Genomic DNA, 15705 nt, shown 5'->3' with positions numbered 1-15705 from the left:
CCAGATTAGCTCGGGCCGGCCCGCGACGTACCTCAGCCCTTCCCGCAACTGCCCCTTGGAGCGCGACACGCGCTCGACCTTGTGCAGCTCGCTGTGAAGTCGGAGAGCTGTACCGTGCATATCACACAGTCCGCCAGATGCTCCTCGAACCGGAACGCGTCCGCGGGCTCCAGGACGCCCAGCGCATAGGCGGCCACGTCCCGGTGCCGCTGCTGCAAGCTCATGGCGTCCTCGATTCGTTTCTCGCCCCGTTGCCGTACTGCGTCTGTAGCGGGCCGTCGCGGGTCTGTCGCCCTGAAGTACGGATCAGGTGCGCGCCCTGCTCAACTTCGTGCGCGCCGAGCGCAACAGTCGGGCTGCCCGGACCGTGCTGAAGGGCGAACGGCCCGCTCGCCCAACTGCCTTGAGGCCGGGCGAGTGCTGCCCGCAGAATGTTTGGCGTGACAGGTGGAGAGACAGGGACCAGCATGATCGTTCCGCATCCCGACAGCGCCCATGTGGAACTGCTGCTCGGCGCGTACGTCCTCGGTGCGCTCGGCCAAGCCGAGGACACCCGGGTCGCCGGCCACCTGCAGGTCTGCGACCCGTGCCGGATCGTCTACCTCGACATGGCCGACGCCTCCGCGCTGCTGGCGATGTTCTCCGAGGATGATCTGCTCGACGGGCTCGACGGGCTCGACGGGCTCGACGGGCTCGACGGGCTCGACGACCGGACGCCGTAGTCCGGCCGTCGAGGCGCGCCTACACTCCGTTGCATGCTGCGCGTACTGGCTGTCGACGACGAGAAACCGGCACTCGAAGAGCTGCTCTATCTCCTGCGCTCCGACTCCCGCATCCGGAGCGCCGAAGGAGCCACGGACGCGACCGAGGCACTGCGCCGCATCGGCCGCGCACTGGACGCGGGCCCGGACGGGGACGACGGCATCGACGTCGTCTTCCTCGACATCCACATGGCCGGTCTCACCGGTCTCGACGTCGCCAAACTGCTCGCCGGATTCGCCCGGCCGCCGCTGATCGTGTTCGTCACGGCCCACGAGGGCTTCGCCGTCCAGGCCTTCGACCTCAAGGCTGTCGACTACGTCCTCAAGCCGGTGCGCAGGGAGCGGCTGGCCGAAGCCGTACGCCGGGTCCGCGACCTGGTCGTCTCGGCGCGCGAGCCCCGGCAGCCCGGCCCGGCGGGCCCCGCGGGGTCCGCCCCTCTACCCAGCACCCGGCAGGCCGTCGCGCAGCATGCGCATGGGGGGACCGCCGCCGAGCAGATACCGGTCGAGCTGGGCGGCGTCACACGGTTCGTACCGATCGACGACATCGCCTACGTGGAGGCCCAGGGGGACTACGCCAGACTGCACACCGAGGACGGCAGCCACCTGGTGCGCATCCCGCTGTCCACCCTTGAGGAGCGCTGGGCGTCGCGCGGCTTCGTACGCATACACCGCAGCCATCTCGTCTCCCTCGCCCGTATCGACGAACTGCGCCTGGACGCCGGGGCGACCACCGTCCGGGTCGGCTCCGCCGAGCTCGCCGTCAGCCGCCGCCACGCGCGCCAGCTGCGCGAACTGCTGATGCGGCATGCCAGGGGCTGAGCCGCGGGGCGGACCCTGCCTGGACCGTGCCCGGATCCTGCCCGGACCCGGGCCTGGACCCCGCCGACCGCTGGGCGGGCGGACGGAGCCGCTCGTCGCCCCACCACGGCCGTACGGCGACGGGCGTCATCCGCTGACCGAGCCGCCGCCGGATTCGGCGGCAACCGCCCCCGCCCGCCGCCTAGCCTTGATCGGGTACGGGGAGAAGGGGCCTGATGTCCGACATCGAAGCATTGCTGGAGGAGCTCCGGAGCCTGCCGGCGACCCGGGTGTCCAGCGCTCGTGACCTCGAGGCACTGCTCACCACGGCGAAGAGCGCGGCCGGGCGCTGGGCGGATGTGCTGTACGAGATCCAGGAATCGGCAAAGGGGCTGGCCGGCCCGCGCGCCGAAGCCGCCCTCGAAGTCGCGTTCCGCAGGGCCGAGGAGTCCTACGTCGAGCTGGAGATCGCTCTGAGTGACTGCGTGCAGCGCACCGGCCACTGAGGGGCGTCGCCGTACGTCGACGTATCGCGGTGTGGTCGGTGTCTACCGCAGGTAATGGCCCCTGCGTAGACTCCACAGCTCCCGAGAGTTCGCCGACAGACGCTGGAGCGGACGCCGATGTCTGCAGAGCAACAACCCCGCCGTGAGGTGGTCACCGGCGTGCCGCGCAGCGCGAGGCGCGCGCCCGGGCACGCCCCCGCCCGGTCCGAGATCAGCGAGCAGACGACACTCGGCGCCACGTATGTGCGCTCGCTCATGCGCAGCCAGCTTCGGGCCGCGCTCTACGCGCTCGGGACGCTCGCCCTGTTCGTCGGCTCGCTGCCGCTGCTCTTCGCGCTCCCGGCCGTCTTCGGCGGCACCCTCTCCTCGCCCGAGCCCTTCGTCTGGGCGGCCCTCGGCGTGGCGGTCTACCCCGTGATGTGGCTGACCGCCCGCTGGTACGTACGCCGGGCCGAGCGCAACGAAGAGGACTTCACCAGGCTCGTCGAAGGACGCTGACCTCGTGAACCAGACCTACGCGGTGACGGCTGTCACCGTCGTGGTGCTGGCCACCGTGCTCATCGGCGCGCTCGGCCTGCGTATATCCCGCACCACCTCCGACTTCTACGTCGCCTCCCGCACCGTGAAACCCGGCCTCAACGCCGCCGCCATCAGCGGCGAGTACCTCTCCGCCGCCTCCTTCCTCGGCATAGCCGGGCTGGTCCTCCTGCAGGGCCCGGACATGCTCTGGTACCCGGTCGGTTACACCGCCGGCTACCTCGTCCTGCTGGTGCTGGTCGCCGCCCCGCTGCGCCGCTCGGGGGCGTACACCCTCTCCGACTTCGCCGAGGCCCGGCTGGAGTCCGCCGCCGTGCGCAGGCTCGCGAGCCTCTTCGTCGTCGGCATCGGCTGGCTCTATCTCCTGCCCCAACTACAGGGCGCGGGCCTCACTCTCGAGATCCTCACCGGCGTACCGAACTGGGTGGGCGGCCTCGTCGTCGCCTTTGTCGTCACCGGGGCCGTCGCGGCGGGCGGCATGCGCAGCATCACCTTCGTACAGGCCTTCCAGTACTGGCTCAAGCTCACCGCCCTGCTGGTGCCCGCGCTGTTCCTCGTCGCGGCCTGGGCCGGCGACGACACACCCCGGGCACGCTTCGACGCGCCCGCGCTCTTCCGCGAGCACACCGCCGTCCGCATCGACGACACCGTCCGTGTCGATCTCGACGGGCCGCTGACCCTCACCGTCACCGGCGACGTCGACGACACACGGTACGAGGACCGGAAAGTCACGCTCGACAAGGGCACCCACCGCATCGAGGCCGGCACGACCCTCGGCTTCCCGCAGGGCGCCGAAGTGCCCGAACGGGCCTCGTCAGGCACCGATCCGGCCAGCTGGTCCCAGCCGCTCTCCGGCGGCCGGGACGGCTACCACCTGTACGCGACGTACGGACTGATCCTCGCCACCTTCCTCGGCACGATGGGGCTTCCGCATGTCGCCGTCCGCTTCTACACCAGCCCCAACGGACGCGCCGCGCGGCGCACCACTCTCGTCGTCCTCGGGCTGATCGGCGCGTTCTATCTGCTGCCGCCCGTCTACGGCGCGCTCGGGCGGATCTACGCGCCCGAACTCTCCCTGACCGGGGACGCGGACGCGGCCGTACTCGTGCTGCCGGAGCGCATGGTCGGCGGAATAGCGGGAGATCTGCTCGGGGCGCTGCTGGCCGGCGGCGCGTTTGCCGCGTTCTTGTCCACCGCGTCCGGACTGACCATGTCCGTCGCCGGCGTCATCACGCAGGACGTGCTGCCCTCGCGCGGCGTACGGCACTTCCGCCTGGCGACCCTCCTCGCCATGGCGGTGCCGCTCGCCGTCAGCGTCGTGGCCACCAATGTGCCGGTCGCAGACGCGGTGGGGCTGGCCTTCGCCGTCTCGGCGTCCTCCTTCTGCCCGCTGCTGGTGCTCGGCATCTGGTGGCGAAGACTCACCCCGCCGGGCGCCGCCGCCGGCCTCGTCGTCGGCGGCGGGGCGGCGCTCACCGCGGTGATGGCCACCCGCGCGGGCCTCGCGCCGGAGGGCTGGGCGCACACCCTGATGGCCTGGCCCGCAGTGTGGTCGGTGCCCGTCGGCTTTCTGACCATGGTCCTGGTCTCGCTGGCCACGCCCAGCCACATACCTCCCGGCGCCACCGCCATCCTCGCGCGGCTGCATCTTCCGGAGGACCTCGTCGGCAGGCCGCAGCCCGAAGGAGCGGAACGATGAGCGGGATGGGAATGGCCGCACTGGCAGCGGCCGGAGTGGTACTGCTCGTGGCCGGAATCGCGCTCGGCAGGCTGACGGCACGAGGCGTCGTCAAGTCCGACCTCGACCTGGGCACGCCCGTCGAACGGGCCACCTTCCTCACCCTGCACACCGCATCGCTCGCCGCGCCCCCGCTGCGCGCCGGCCTCACCGAGGACACCGCACGCAAGGCGGCCCGGCGGCTGCGCTCGCTGCTCGGCACAGAGGCGCTCTGCCTCACCGACCGCGAATCCGTCCTCGCCTGGGACGGTCCCGGCGCCGACCACCACGAGCAGCGCGTGATGGTGCGCGTCGCCGAGATGCTGGACTCCGGGCGCAGCCAGAGCGTGCACACCGAGTGCGAGGACCTTCAGTGCCCGTTGCGCTGGGCCGTGATCGCCCCGTTGACCGGCGAGGAGGGTGTGCTCGGCGCGCTCGTCGCCTACGGCTCGCGCGAGTCGGCCGTCCTGGTACGGGCCGCGACCGAGGTGGCCCGCTGGGTCTCGGTACAGCTGGAACTGGCCGAGCTCGACCGGTCCCGCACCCGGCTCATCGAGGCGGAGATCCGTGCGCTGCGCGCCCAGATATCGCCGCACTTCATCTTCAACTCGCTCGCCGCGATCGCCTCCTTCGTCCGAACGGACCCCGAGCGGGCGCGTGAACTGCTCCTCGAATTCGCCGACTTCACCCGCTACTCCTTCCGCAGGCACGGTGAGTTCACCAACCTCGCCGACGAGCTGCGCTCCATCGAGCAGTACCTGGCGCTGGCCGGGGCCCGCTTCGGCGACCGGCTCAAGGTGACCCTCCAGATCGCGCCGGAAGTGCTGCCGGTGACGCTGCCGTTCCTGTGTCTGCAGCCGCTCGTCGAGAATGCCGTCAAGCACGGCCTGGAGGACTCCAAGGGCGAATGCCGCGTCACGATCGCGGCGCGGGATGCCGGCGCCGAGGCGATGGTGACCATCGAGGACGACGGCGTGGGCATGGACCCGGACGTGCTGCGCGGGATCCTCGCGGGGGAGCGGACGCGGTCGTCGGGCATCGGCTTGTCCAACGTCGACGAACGGCTGCGCCAGGTGTACGGGGACGATCACGGGCTCGTGATCGAGACGGGCGCCGGAGCGGGCATGAAGATCACGATCCGGATCCCCAAGTACCGGGCGGGCGTGCACTCCTCGGCGGGGCGCCGGTCCGCGGACTGAGATTTCCGCGGGACGAGGCAGCTCCGCGCCGCCCGGGCATTCCTGGTGGCCATCCCTCAGGTTCTTCAGAAGAGGTGGATGGCCAGATGGCTCAGCGGAAGTCCCAACTGCCAGGCCGGCATCCATATCTGCGCGTACTCGTCCGCGGCCGCGTCCATCGGGTTCGGCGCGTGCCACGGACCGCCGCCCTCGCCGAGGTCGGCGGCGAGCAGCTCGGTCTGCCGCAGCCAGCTCCAGGTGCCCAGCGCGAGGGCCAGATCCGGGTCGGCGCCGTCGCCCAGTTCGCTCTCCCGCTGCCGCCGGGCGGCCAGCCGCTCCTCCACCCACTCCTGCCAGGGATGGCCGTACGAGGTCAGAGACAGCCACTCGTCGACGCGGGAGACCACCCGGACGCCCGCGAGCTCTTCCGCGCTGTCACACAGATGGATGGTCAGCGCCAACGTCTCCCGGCCCGCCCGGAACTCGAGCGAGCCGCCCTCGACGAGAGCGCCTGTGCGGAGCGTCTCGTCGGCGATGTACTCGGCGCAGAGCCACGCCATGGGGACTGCCGGCCCGCCTCCGCTGATGCCGTTCGAACTCTCGGGCCGCACGCTTCCCACCTTCCTCCCGGACGACTGCGTTGGGGCGGCTTCGTGTGCCGACCCGACGAAGAGCCTCCACCGAGAGAGACGGCTGGGAGCCCGTCTTTACTCAACTTGAGCGTGAGGTTTCGCATAAGGTCGCCCTTTGGCCGTGACCCCAGGGGGACGGGGACACCGGCGGGACACCAGGGGCGCGCGTGACTGGGGGTGCCCCGCTCCCGAACGGCATCACTGCCGCCGGTGGACCAGCGAACCGCGGGGCCGCGACGAACGGTCGAACGGGCGCGAGCAGCGGCGCGGCGGGCCGGTGCGCGGCGCGGATTGCGTCCTCGCGCGGAGGAAGAGGGTGCGGTACGGCGCGCTGCACGAGGCCGGCAGTCCGCGGACTCCCGGGCTGGGGGCAGTGGTGGCGGCACACATCGTGGGCGGACCGCGCACGCCTGTTGAGTTCACACCGTCGCCGGCCGGTTCGTCCCTTCGGCGCTCGGCGCTCGGCGCTCGGTGCTCGGTGCTCGGCGATCCGGCCGATGAGCCTCCAGGGCGCTGGAGGTCAGGGACGGCCCGCGCTCGCCGTCGCGCGCGGACGCGCGTAGCCCGGCAGGCAGCGGGCGAGCGCACGCAGTGCGTAGTACGAACGCGACTTGACCGTCCCCGCCGGTATCCCGAGCGCCTCGGCGGCTTCGTTGACGCTCAGCCCGTGGAAGTAGATCTGCACCAGCACCGCGCGGTGCTCGGGGCTCAGCGACTCCACGGCAGCTCGGACGTCGAGCGCGGCGACGGCCGCCTCTGTGACGTCCGCCGGGTCCGGCGTGGTGGCCAGAACCCCGTCGCCGATCTCCGTCGGACGGGCCAGCCGGGAGCGGCGGGCGTCTATCGCGAGGCGGCGGCCGACCGTGAAGAGCCAGGGCCGCATCGACTCGTAAGGGCCGTCGAACGCCTCGGGGTGCTGCCAAGCCCGTACGAGCGTCTCCTGCAGCAGATCCTCGGCGCGCTGCTGGTCCCCATAGGTCAGACCGAGCAGAAAGCTGAACAGCGCGGGGCCGTGTTCACGCTGCAGCTCCGCCATGGCCCGCTCGTCGGTCGTCGCTGAAGCGGTCGCGGTTGCCATTGCCAACACCTTTCCGTGCAGAGGTCGCTGCCACGTGGCGTATACGAACGCATCCGGGCGCGGAGGGACAGATGACGCACGGTTGTCTTCGGCGAGCGGTCGCACGGAGCGACGAATGGTGCGGTGAACGGTCAGCCGGCAGCAATCGGAAGGGGCAGCTCCGTCTCAGCGACTATGCCGGCTTTGTCGCTTGACTCGACCAGGCCTCCACTGTGAAATTGTCGTATTTACCCTTAATTCATCAGATGTGGGGCTGATCGATGACTCGGCGTACGCGCCAGGGACCGGTGGCCGCCACCGTCGTACTGCTCACCGCCGCGGCAGGCTGCGCGGGACAGTCCGACCCCGCCCACGCCCCGCCGTCCCGGCAGCCGGGGGCCACCGCCCCCTCCGCCGCGAGCGGCGCGCAGGGCGCGGCCCGCGCCTTCACGCTCGTCGCGTCCGGCGGCGTGCTCCCGCACGAATCGGTCATTCGCCAGGCCAAGGCGGACGCGGACGGTGAGGGCTACGACTTCCGCCCCATTCTCGCCGGCGTCAGAGCGGTCGTCTCAGGTGCCGATCTGGCGATCTGCCACATTGAGACCGTCTACGGTGAGAAGGGCGACTACACCGGCTACCCCGCCTTCAAAACCCCGCCGCAGATCGCCAAGGCGCTGGCGTCCACGGGATACGACTCCTGCTCCACGGCCTCCAACCACACCCTGGACGACGGGGCCGCCGGCGTACACCGCACCCTCGACGCCCTCGACACGGCGGGCATCAAGCACGCCGGCTCCGCCCGCACTTCCGCCGAGGCCCGCAGCCCCGCCTGGCTGAAGGCCGGCGGCGCCAAGGTCGCCCAACTGGCCTACACCTTCGGCACCAACTACCACGCGCTCCCCGAGGGGCAGCCCTGGGCGGTCAACCTCATCGACGAGAAGAAGATCGTCGGCGACGCCCGCGCCGCCCGGCAGGCCGGTGCGGATGTGGTCGTCGTCAGCCTGCACTGGGGCACCCAGTGGCAGACCGAGCCCGACGAGCAGCAGCTGACGCTCGGCAGACGGCTCACCGCCGCCACCACCGTGGGCCGCCCCGACATCGACCTGATCCTCGGCACGCACGCGCATGTTCCTCAGGCTTACGAGAAGGTCAACGGCACCTGGATCATCTACGGCCTGGGCGACCAGATCGCCGGTACCTCGTTCAGCCGCTCCGGTGACGGCGACTCCCGCGGCAACCAGGGCTCGATCGGCCGCTTCACCTTCGCCCCGCCCGCCAAGGCAGGTGAGCGCTGGCCGGTGACGAAGGCGGAGTTCGTACCGCAGTGGATGGATGCCAAAGCCAGTCGCGTCATCAGCCTGTCGGACGCGCTGCGCCGCGGCGCGGACCGGGACGACTACCGCGAGGCCCAGGCGCTGATCCGCGAGGCGGTCCTCGGCCGCGGAGCCGCCAAGGACGGCCTCACCATGGGCCGCTAGCGCCCACCGGCATGGGCGACCGGGCTACGGAACTACGGTCACCGGCCAGCGCCCGGCCTTCACCAGACGGACCGCCACCGACCCGACGATCCGGTGTCCCGCCGACTCCGAAGCCCCGACCACCACGGCGTCCGCCTTCAGCTCGTCGGCCGCGGTGACCAGTCCGCTGTACGGGTCACCGCGGACGGTGTGGAACTCCCAGCGGACGTCCCAGATCCCCTTGACCCGCTCGGCGGAGGAACGGATCTCGGCCACCAGCTCCTCGGCGATCTCCCCGGTCGCGTCCCCGAGCGGGACGCCGAACGCCGCGCCCGCCGGCATCACCGGCTGGACGTACACGATGGCGAGCAGGGCGTTCTGCCGACGGGCAAGACCGCCCGCGTACGACGCCGCCCGCAGTGAGGAATCAGAACCGTCCACGCCGACCACGATGACCTTCGGCCCGTCGGTGCCGCGTTCGAACTGCTGCGGTTGCTGCGGTTGCTGCCGAGGCTGCTGCTCTGTCACACCATCGAGGCTAGTCGCTCCCGACAGGCGGCCCGCCGGTGGCGTCCTTAGAGTGCAAATCATGAGTGTCACCGTGCAGGAGCCGACTCCCGCCCGTGGCAGCTTGCTGAGCAGGGTGCCCGCCGCATTCGCGATGTTCTTCGGCGCACTCGGCGTGTTCTGCGTCCTCCTCGCACTGATCCCTCCGCTGCGGCATGTGCTGCGACCGGTCGCCCTCTTCCTGGACCGGGTCACTGTCCCCGTCAGCGCGAACCTCGCCTACGCCGCGTTCCTGCTGCTGCTCGCGGCGGCCATCGGCGCCCGCAAGAAGGCCGCCTGGTGGCTGGTCGTCGGCTATCTGACCCTGCTGCTGATAGCCGACGTGCTGCTATTGATCTTCGACAAGGACTGGGCCTGGATCCCCAGTCTTGTGCTGTGCGCGATCGCGCTGGCGGTGCTCGTCATGGCGCGCGGGGAGTTCTACGCCGAGACCCGGCGCGGGGCTCTGCGGCGCGCGCTCCTCGTCCTGGTCCTCGGTCTCGCCGCCGGAATCCTCGTCGGCTGGGGTCTTGTCGAGCTGTTCCCGGGTGGGCTGCCCCGGGGCCAGCGGCTGCTGTGGGCCGCCAACCGGGTGCTCGGCGGACTTGTCTCCGGCGACGAATTCGATGGTCGCCCGCCGCGCCTGCTCTTCTTCCTGCTCGGCCTCTTCGGGGCGATCGCCCTGCTCAGCGCGGCTGCGACGCTGTTTCGCTCGCAGCGCATGGAAGCCGCCCTGCACGGCGACGAGGAGCCCCGCATCCGCGCCCTGCTCGGCGCCTACGGCTCCCAGGACTCGCTCGGCTACTTCGCCACCCGCCGCGACAAGGCCGTCGTCTTCTCACCCAACGGCAAGGGCGCCGTCACCTACCGCGTCGAGGCAGGCGTCTGCCTGGCCAGCGGCGACCCGGTCGGCGACAGGGCGGCATGGACCCCCGCCATCGAGGCCTGGCTGGACGTCGCCAGACGCTACGCCTGGGCGCCCGCCGTGATGGGCGCGTCCGAGGAGGGCGCCAAGGCCTTCGCCCGTTCCGGTCTCGGGGCGATCCAGCTCGGCGACGAGGCGATCCTGCCTGTCGGCCGCTTCGACCTGAACGGCCGCGACATGCGGGTCACGCGGCAGGCCGTGAACCGTGTGCAGCGAACCGGCGCCACCACCCGGATCCGCCGTCACTCCGCCCTGAGTGACGAGGAGATGCAGCGCATCGTCGACAAGGCCGACGCCTGGCGGGACACCGAGACCGAACGCGGCTTCTCCATGGCGCTCGACCGCCTCGGAGATCCGGCCGACGGCGACTGCCTGCTCGTCGAGGCCCTCGACAGCGACGGCAATCTGATCGCCGTGCTCTCCTTCGTGCCGTGGGGCAGGGACGGCATCTCGCTCGACCTGATGCGCCGTGACCGCACCGCGCCCAACGGCGTCATGGAGTTCATGGTCGCCGAGCTGTGCGCCCACGCGCCCCGAGTCGGCATCCGCCGGATCTCCCTCAACTTCGCTGCCTTCCGCTCCGCCTTCGAGGAGGGCGCCCGTATCGGCGCGGGCCCCGTCCTGCGGATCTGGCGCAAGCTGCTCCTCTTCTTCTCCAAGTGGTGGCAGCTGGAAGCCCTGTACCGCTCCAACGTCAAGTACCAGCCCGAGTGGTATCCGCGTTTCCTCTGCTACGGCGACGCCGGCTCCCTCGCCCGCGTGGGCCTCGCCTCCGGGATCGCCGAGGGCTTCGTCTCCGTACCGAGCCTGCGCAAGCTCTGGGGGAAGGGCACGGGACGACCGAAGGGAGTGGTCACCCCCGTCACCACCGAGGGGCTGCCGTCCATCGACTCGCTCGGCCTGGTGGGTCCGGACTCGCCTGCCGCGGCGGGGGAGCAGCGGCTGCCCGAACAGGTGCGGATCCGTCACCGCAAGCTGGAGCGGCTGCGCGCCAACGGCACCGACCCCTACCCCGTCGGCGTCGCCCAGCGCACCGACACCCTCGCCGAGATCCGGGCCGCGACCCCCGCGCCCGAACCCGGCACCCGCACCGGCCGCAAGGCCACCGTCGCGGGGCGCGTGATGGCCGTCCGCGACCTCGGCGGCGTCGTCTTCGCCGTACTGCGCGACTGGTCCGGAGACCTCCAGCTCGCCCTCACCCGTGAGGACTGCGGAGAGGGCGTACTGAGGGACTTCACCTCCGTCGTCGACCTCGGCGACCACGTCACCGCCGGCGGCGAGATCGGTGCCAGCGACAAGGGCGAGCTTTCCGTCTTCGTCACCGAGTGGCAGCTGACCGGCAAATGCCTGCGCCCGCTGCCCGACAAGCGGCACGGCCTGGCCGACCCCGAGGCCCGGGTCCGCCGCCGCTATCTCGACCTGGTGTCGAGTCCCGAGGCCCGCGATGTCGTACGCCACCGATCCACCGCCGTCCAGGCGCTGCGCCAGGGCCTGCTGGACCGCGGCTACCTCGAGGTCGAGACGCCGATGCTCCAGCAGATCCACGGCGGCGCCAACGCCCGCCCCTTCACCACCCACATCAACGCCTACGACCTCGACCTGTATCTGCGCATCGCGCCCGAGCTGTATCTGAAGCGGCTGTGCGTGGGCGGTCTGGAGAAGGTCTTCGAGATGGGCCGCACCTTCCGCAACGAAGGCGTCTCCTACAAGCACAACCCCGAGTTCACGATGCTTGAGGCCTATCAGGCCTTCGCCGACTACGACGTAATGCTCGATCTGACCCGTGAGCTGATCCAGGGCGCGGCCACCGCGGCCTTCGGCGCCCCGATCGCGCACAAGGCCGGCCCGGACGGCAGGCTCGTCGCGCACGACATCTCCGGCCCCTGGCCGGTCAAGACGCTGTACAGAGCGGTGTCGGAGGCGCTCGGCGAGGAGATCGACGCCGACACCGACGAGGCCGTGCTGCGCCGACACTGCGACCGGGCCGGCGTCCCGCACATCCCGGACGACACCCGCGGCGATGTGGTGCTCGAAATGTACGAGCGCCTCGTCGAGGAGCGGACCAAGATGCCCACCTTCTACAAGGACTTCCCGACCGACGTCTCCCCGCTCACCCGCCAGCACCGCCGCGACCCACGGCTCGCCGAACGCTGGGACCTGGTGGCCTTCGGTACCGAACTAGGCACCGCCTACTCGGAGTTGACCGACCCCGTGGAGCAGCGGCGCAGGCTCACCGCCCAGTCGCTGCTCGCAGCCGGCGGCGACCCGGAGGCCATGGAGATCGACGAGGACTTCCTGGACGCGCTGGAGTACGCCATGCCGCCGACCGGCGGTCTCGGCATCGGAGTCGACCGGCTCGTCATGTTCCTCACCGGGCTGACCATCCGCGAGACGCTGCCCTTCCCGCTGGTGCGCCGCAACTGACGGCCTGCCCGGCGGCCTGAACCGTCCCGCTGCTCCCATCGGGTGCTTTCGCCTCTCTTAGCGGTGTTGATGAGGCGCCCGGGGCGGTAACCGTGCGAGCAGTTGGTCATGAAAGAGGATCAGATGCTCCCTGAGCGCCGGTCGGTGCTGCGCATCGCTGCCTGCCTCGGCGCAGCCGCCACAGCCGGGCTGCTCTTCACCGAGCGGGCGCCGACCCCCGGCAGGACCGCCGTACCGCACCCGGCAGCGGGTCCCCGGGCCGTCGCGGGCCCGCCGGTCAAGGCATCGGCCTACCGGCTGCAGCCCATGACGGCGTACTCTCCGCCGAGATTCCGGAGGGCGATGCCGCCCGTGCGCCAGCGGCCCTTCCTGAAGATCTCGGAGGTCGGGCGCACCATGGTGCTCACCTTCGACGACGGCCCCGATCCCCGCTACACGCCGGACATCCTCAGCACCCTGCGCGAGTACGAGGTGCCCGCGATGTTCTTCGTCTGCGGCGAGATGGCCACGGACAACCGCGATCTGCTCCGTGAGATGGCCGATGACGGGCATGTCGTGGGCAACCACTCCTGGTCGCACCCGCTGATCCCGGAGCTCCCGCCGTCCGGGATCCGCGACGAGCTGGGCCGTACCAGCGAAGTGATCGAAGAGACGCTGGGCGCCCCGCCGCTCTGGTACCGGGCTCCGTTCGGAGCCTGGAACAAGCACTCCTTCGAGATCGGCGCGCAGCTCGGCATGGAGCCGCTGGCGTGGACCGTCGACACCCTCGACTGGACCGTGCCCGGCACGAAGACCATCGTCCGCCGGGTGCTGGACGGCGCGGGACCCGGCGTCGTCGTCCTGTCGCACGACGCGGGCGGCGACCGCTCACAGAGCGTCGCCGCGCTGCGCAGCTATCTGCCCGAGCTGCTTGACGCCGGGTACCGCATCACCGTTCCGCACCGCTGAGCCGCGCGGCGGTGCGGAACGACTTACACGCCAGGGCCGGGATCAGACGACCCTGACCATGCGCGCGAACACCACGACGTTCCCGTCGTAGCCGTTCGCCTTGGAGTAGCCGCCGCCGCAGGTGATCACCCGCAGCTCCGCCTGCCCTGTGTCGCCGTACACCTGGGAGCCGGGGAAGTCGGACTTGGAGAACACCTCCACGCCGTACACCTCGAAGACCGCGGTCTTGCCGTCGAAGCGGCTCACCTCGATGTGCTGGCCCTTCCGGATGGAGCCGAGGCCGTAGAAGACGGCGGGCCCGGACAGGTTGTCGACGTGGCCTACGACGACCGCCGTGCCGCGCTGGCCGGGGGCGATGCCGTTCTGGTACCAGCCCGCCATATTGGGGTCATGCGGGGGCGGCGCGGCGATCCAGCCCTCCTGGTCCAGGCCTACGTTCATAACCGGAGCGTCCACGCCGATCGCCGGGATCCGCACGCGTTCCACGGGGGCGTACGCGAGCGGCTCGAGCTCGACAGGGATGAACGTCTCGCCCTGGGCACGGCCTGCCAGCGAGGCGGCCGCGGCCGGCTGGGGCGGTCCGAGGGAGACGTCCGCGCCATTCCTTATCATGGCGATTCCGCTGAGCAAGGCGAGGGCGAGCACGCCCCAGGGTGAGCGCCTCTTCTTCTCCGAGCCGCCGTAGTGCAGGCCCATGGTTCTCCCTTCGTGTCGTCTGTAAGCACGCTAAGCGCGCTCTGTCCACGCGGCGAGGAGGGAGGGGCGAACGGGTGGTGGGCCTGGGCGATGCCCCATCCGAGCAATCGGCCATATAAAAATCTCTGATGGTCTGTGACCTGCGACTCCGTCAGATACTCCGGCGCGTCGTCGGCGTGTCGCCTCACTGGGGTGGACCAGTGCCGAAATGCGAGGGTTGTTCGGCCCAGTGAGTGTTCGTCGTGGAAGGCGTACTCGTCGATTTTTCCCGGAGCGCCCGCTTTGGGGCGTCTTTCACAGGAGGTTCTACGATGCGTTCAACACGCTCTCTCGCAGTGGCCGCGGCCGCCATCGCGGCCGTCGCGCTCTCTGCCCCGGTGGCCGTCGCCGGCGGCGACGTCGGGCCGGGGGAAATCGGTCAAGGTCAAGGTCAAGGGGGGAATGGTCAGGGCGACAACGGTCGGGGAGGGAATGGTCAGGGCGGCAACGGTCGGGGAGGGAATGGTCAGGGCGACAACGGTCGGGGAGATAACGGCCAGGGGGGTAACGGCCAGGGCGACAACGGTCGGGGAGGGAATGGTCAGGGCGACAACGGTCGGGGAGGGAATGGTCAGGGCGACAACGGTCGGGGAGGGAATGGTCAGGGCGACAACGGTCGGGGAGATAACGGTCAGGGGGGCAACGGCCAGGGGGGTAACGGCCAGGGCGAAAACGGTCGGGGAGGGAATGGTCAGGGCGACAACGGCCGGGGAGATAACGGTCAGGGCGGCAACGGTCAGGGCGGCAACGGGCAAGGAGGCAACGGGCAGGGAGGTAACGGCCAGGGCGACAACGGTCGGGGAGGGAATGGTCAGGGCGGCAACGGTCAGGGCGACAACGGCCGGGGAGATAACGGTCAGGGCGGCAACGGTCAGGGCGACAACGGCCGGGGAGATAACGGTCAGGGCGGCAACGGTCAGGGCGACAACGGCCGGGGAGATAACGGACAGGGCGGCAACGGCCAGGGAGGCGGTCAGGGGGGCAACGGTGCCATCAGCGTCAACGTCAACCCGCGATCCGTACACCAGGGCGGCATCCTGACGATCACGGTCCAGGGCTGCAACCGTGGTGGCACGGTCACGTCCAACGCCTTCCCGCAGACCAATCTTTCCGCGAACCGCAACGGCATTTCGACCGCCACCGCGCGGATTCACAACGACGCGTCGCCGGGTCAGTACAACCTGGCGGTCAGGTGCAATGACAACGCGACTGTCAGGACCGAACAGTTCACAGTGCTCGCAGGCCGGGGCGCACTCGGCGGTCTTGGCGGCTCCATCGGCCCCAGCTCCACCGAGATGGCGATCGGCGGCGGGCTGGTGCTCACCGCGGCCGTCGGCGGCAGTCTCTTCATCGCTCGTCGCCGCCGTATGGTCAACACAAACGCCTGACCGACTGAACCTCCGGTCAGGCGTCAAACCGCCCGGCGAGTCGAGATAACGCCGGCCGTCCGCGCCCTCGATCGTCAGCCCTCGGGCGCGTAC

General features: G+C 70.6%; 13 protein-coding genes and 2 pseudogenes. 10 read left to right on the top strand and 5 right to left on the bottom strand.

Annotated features, from left to right (window positions below):
- Positions 1-128 precede the first annotated feature (128 nt).
- Positions 129-224 (bottom strand): annotated as a pseudogene (locus tag ACWDO5_RS32135) (anti-sigma factor family protein); the annotation flags it as partial.
- A 216-nt stretch (positions 225-440) separates the two neighbouring features.
- On the opposite strand from ACWDO5_RS32135, the gene ACWDO5_RS32130 reads away from it, so the two are divergent.
- From ACWDO5_RS32130 to ACWDO5_RS32105, 6 genes are all read left to right on the top strand, one after another.
- On the top strand, positions 441-722 hold the full coding sequence (locus ACWDO5_RS32130; protein ID WP_450534033.1) for a zf-HC2 domain-containing protein: 282 nt from the start codon (positions 441-443) through the stop codon (positions 720-722).
- 33 nt (positions 723-755) lie between these two features.
- The gene (locus ACWDO5_RS32125; protein ID WP_450534031.1) at positions 756-1583 is read left to right on the top strand and encodes a LytR/AlgR family response regulator transcription factor; all 828 of its coding nucleotides are present in this window, start codon (positions 756-758) and stop codon (positions 1581-1583) included.
- Between the two features lie 215 nt (positions 1584-1798).
- Positions 1799-2068: a hypothetical protein gene (locus ACWDO5_RS32120; protein ID WP_450534030.1), complete on the top strand. Its 270-nt coding sequence runs from the start codon at positions 1799-1801 to the stop codon at positions 2066-2068.
- Between the two features lie 117 nt (positions 2069-2185).
- Positions 2186-2566: a hypothetical protein gene (locus ACWDO5_RS32115; RefSeq protein ID WP_450534028.1), complete on the top strand. Its 381-nt coding sequence runs from the start codon at positions 2186-2188 to the stop codon at positions 2564-2566.
- Between the two features lie 4 nt (positions 2567-2570).
- The gene (locus tag ACWDO5_RS32110; RefSeq protein WP_450534027.1) at positions 2571-4304 is read left to right on the top strand and encodes a sodium/solute symporter; all 1734 of its coding nucleotides are present in this window, start codon (positions 2571-2573) and stop codon (positions 4302-4304) included.
- A complete protein-coding gene (locus ACWDO5_RS32105) occupies positions 4301-5521 on the top strand; it encodes a sensor histidine kinase (protein WP_450534026.1) in 1221 nt (406 codons plus the stop codon). Before ACWDO5_RS32110 ends, ACWDO5_RS32105 begins: the two co-directional genes overlap by 4 nt.
- A 65-nt stretch (positions 5522-5586) precedes the next feature.
- Here ACWDO5_RS32105 and ACWDO5_RS32100 read toward each other — a convergent pair whose 3' ends face one another.
- Both ACWDO5_RS32100 and ACWDO5_RS32095 read right to left on the bottom strand, forming a co-directional pair.
- On the bottom strand, positions 5587-6111 hold the full coding sequence (locus ACWDO5_RS32100) for a hypothetical protein (RefSeq protein WP_450534025.1): 525 nt from the start codon (positions 6109-6111) through the stop codon (positions 5587-5589).
- Between the two features lie 541 nt (positions 6112-6652).
- On the bottom strand, positions 6653-7210 hold the full coding sequence (locus tag ACWDO5_RS32095; RefSeq protein WP_356231649.1) for a sigma-70 family RNA polymerase sigma factor: 558 nt from the start codon (positions 7208-7210) through the stop codon (positions 6653-6655).
- Positions 7211-7470: 260 nt separating this feature from the next.
- On the opposite strand from ACWDO5_RS32095, the gene ACWDO5_RS32090 reads away from it, so the two are divergent.
- Positions 7471-8667 carry a CapA family protein gene (locus ACWDO5_RS32090; RefSeq protein ID WP_450534023.1) on the top strand — a complete coding sequence of 399 codons (1197 nt, stop codon included), beginning with the start codon at positions 7471-7473 and terminating at the stop codon, positions 8665-8667.
- Positions 8668-8691: 24 nt separating this feature from the next.
- Here ACWDO5_RS32090 and ACWDO5_RS32085 read toward each other — a convergent pair whose 3' ends face one another.
- Entirely contained in the window at positions 8692-9174 is a 483-nt protein-coding gene (locus tag ACWDO5_RS32085; protein WP_450534022.1) for a universal stress protein, read from the bottom strand.
- Positions 9175-9235: 61 nt separating this feature from the next.
- Between ACWDO5_RS32085 and lysX the strand changes: the two genes are divergently transcribed.
- Both lysX and ACWDO5_RS32075 read left to right on the top strand, forming a co-directional pair.
- Entirely contained in the window at positions 9236-12541 is a 3306-nt protein-coding gene (lysX, locus tag ACWDO5_RS32080) for a bifunctional lysylphosphatidylglycerol synthetase/lysine--tRNA ligase LysX (protein ID WP_450534020.1), read from the top strand.
- A 108-nt stretch (positions 12542-12649) separates the two neighbouring features.
- Positions 12650-13489, top strand: a complete 840-nt coding sequence (locus tag ACWDO5_RS32075; protein ID WP_450534019.1) for a polysaccharide deacetylase family protein — start codon at positions 12650-12652, stop codon at positions 13487-13489.
- 42 nt (positions 13490-13531) lie between these two features.
- Here the strand turns inward: ACWDO5_RS32075 and ACWDO5_RS32070 are convergent, their stop codons facing one another.
- Positions 13532-14185: a class F sortase gene (locus ACWDO5_RS32070; protein ID WP_450534018.1), complete on the bottom strand. Its 654-nt coding sequence runs from the start codon at positions 14183-14185 to the stop codon at positions 13532-13534.
- A gap of 1022 nt (positions 14186-15207) precedes the next feature.
- On the opposite strand from ACWDO5_RS32070, the pseudogene ACWDO5_RS32065 reads away from it, so the two are divergent.
- Positions 15208-15612: pseudogene (locus ACWDO5_RS32065) on the top strand (hypothetical protein); the annotation flags it as partial.
- Between the last annotated feature and the right edge of the window lie 93 nt (positions 15613-15705).

The organism is Streptomyces sp. NPDC000880, assembly GCF_053599675.1.
Note: the sequence above shows the minus strand (reverse complement) of the source record. Positions and strands in the feature narration are given on the sequence as shown.

What these genes read in the sequence shown, in the direction of transcription:
- ACWDO5_RS32125 (WP_450534031.1), top strand. Translation starts at nt 756, where the DNA reads ATGCTGCGCGTACTGGCTGTCGACGACGAGAAACCGGCACTCGAAGAG.
- ACWDO5_RS32120 (WP_450534030.1), top strand. Translation starts at nt 1,799, where the DNA reads ATGTCCGACATCGAAGCATTGCTGGAGGAGCTCCGGAGCCTGCCGGCG.
- ACWDO5_RS32115 (WP_450534028.1), top strand. Translation starts at nt 2,186, where the DNA reads ATGTCTGCAGAGCAACAACCCCGCCGTGAGGTGGTCACCGGCGTGCCG.
- ACWDO5_RS32105 (WP_450534026.1), top strand. Translation starts at nt 4,301, where the DNA reads ATGAGCGGGATGGGAATGGCCGCACTGGCAGCGGCCGGAGTGGTACTG.
- ACWDO5_RS32095 (WP_356231649.1), bottom strand. Translation starts at nt 7,210, where the DNA reads ATGGCAACCGCGACCGCTTCAGCGACGACCGACGAGCGGGCCATGGCG.
- ACWDO5_RS32090 (WP_450534023.1), top strand. Translation starts at nt 7,471, where the DNA reads ATGACTCGGCGTACGCGCCAGGGACCGGTGGCCGCCACCGTCGTACTG.
- lysX (WP_450534020.1), top strand. Translation starts at nt 9,236, where the DNA reads ATGAGTGTCACCGTGCAGGAGCCGACTCCCGCCCGTGGCAGCTTGCTG.
- ACWDO5_RS32075 (WP_450534019.1), top strand. Translation starts at nt 12,650, where the DNA reads ATGAAAGAGGATCAGATGCTCCCTGAGCGCCGGTCGGTGCTGCGCATC.
- ACWDO5_RS32070 (WP_450534018.1), bottom strand. Translation starts at nt 14,185, where the DNA reads ATGGGCCTGCACTACGGCGGCTCGGAGAAGAAGAGGCGCTCACCCTGG.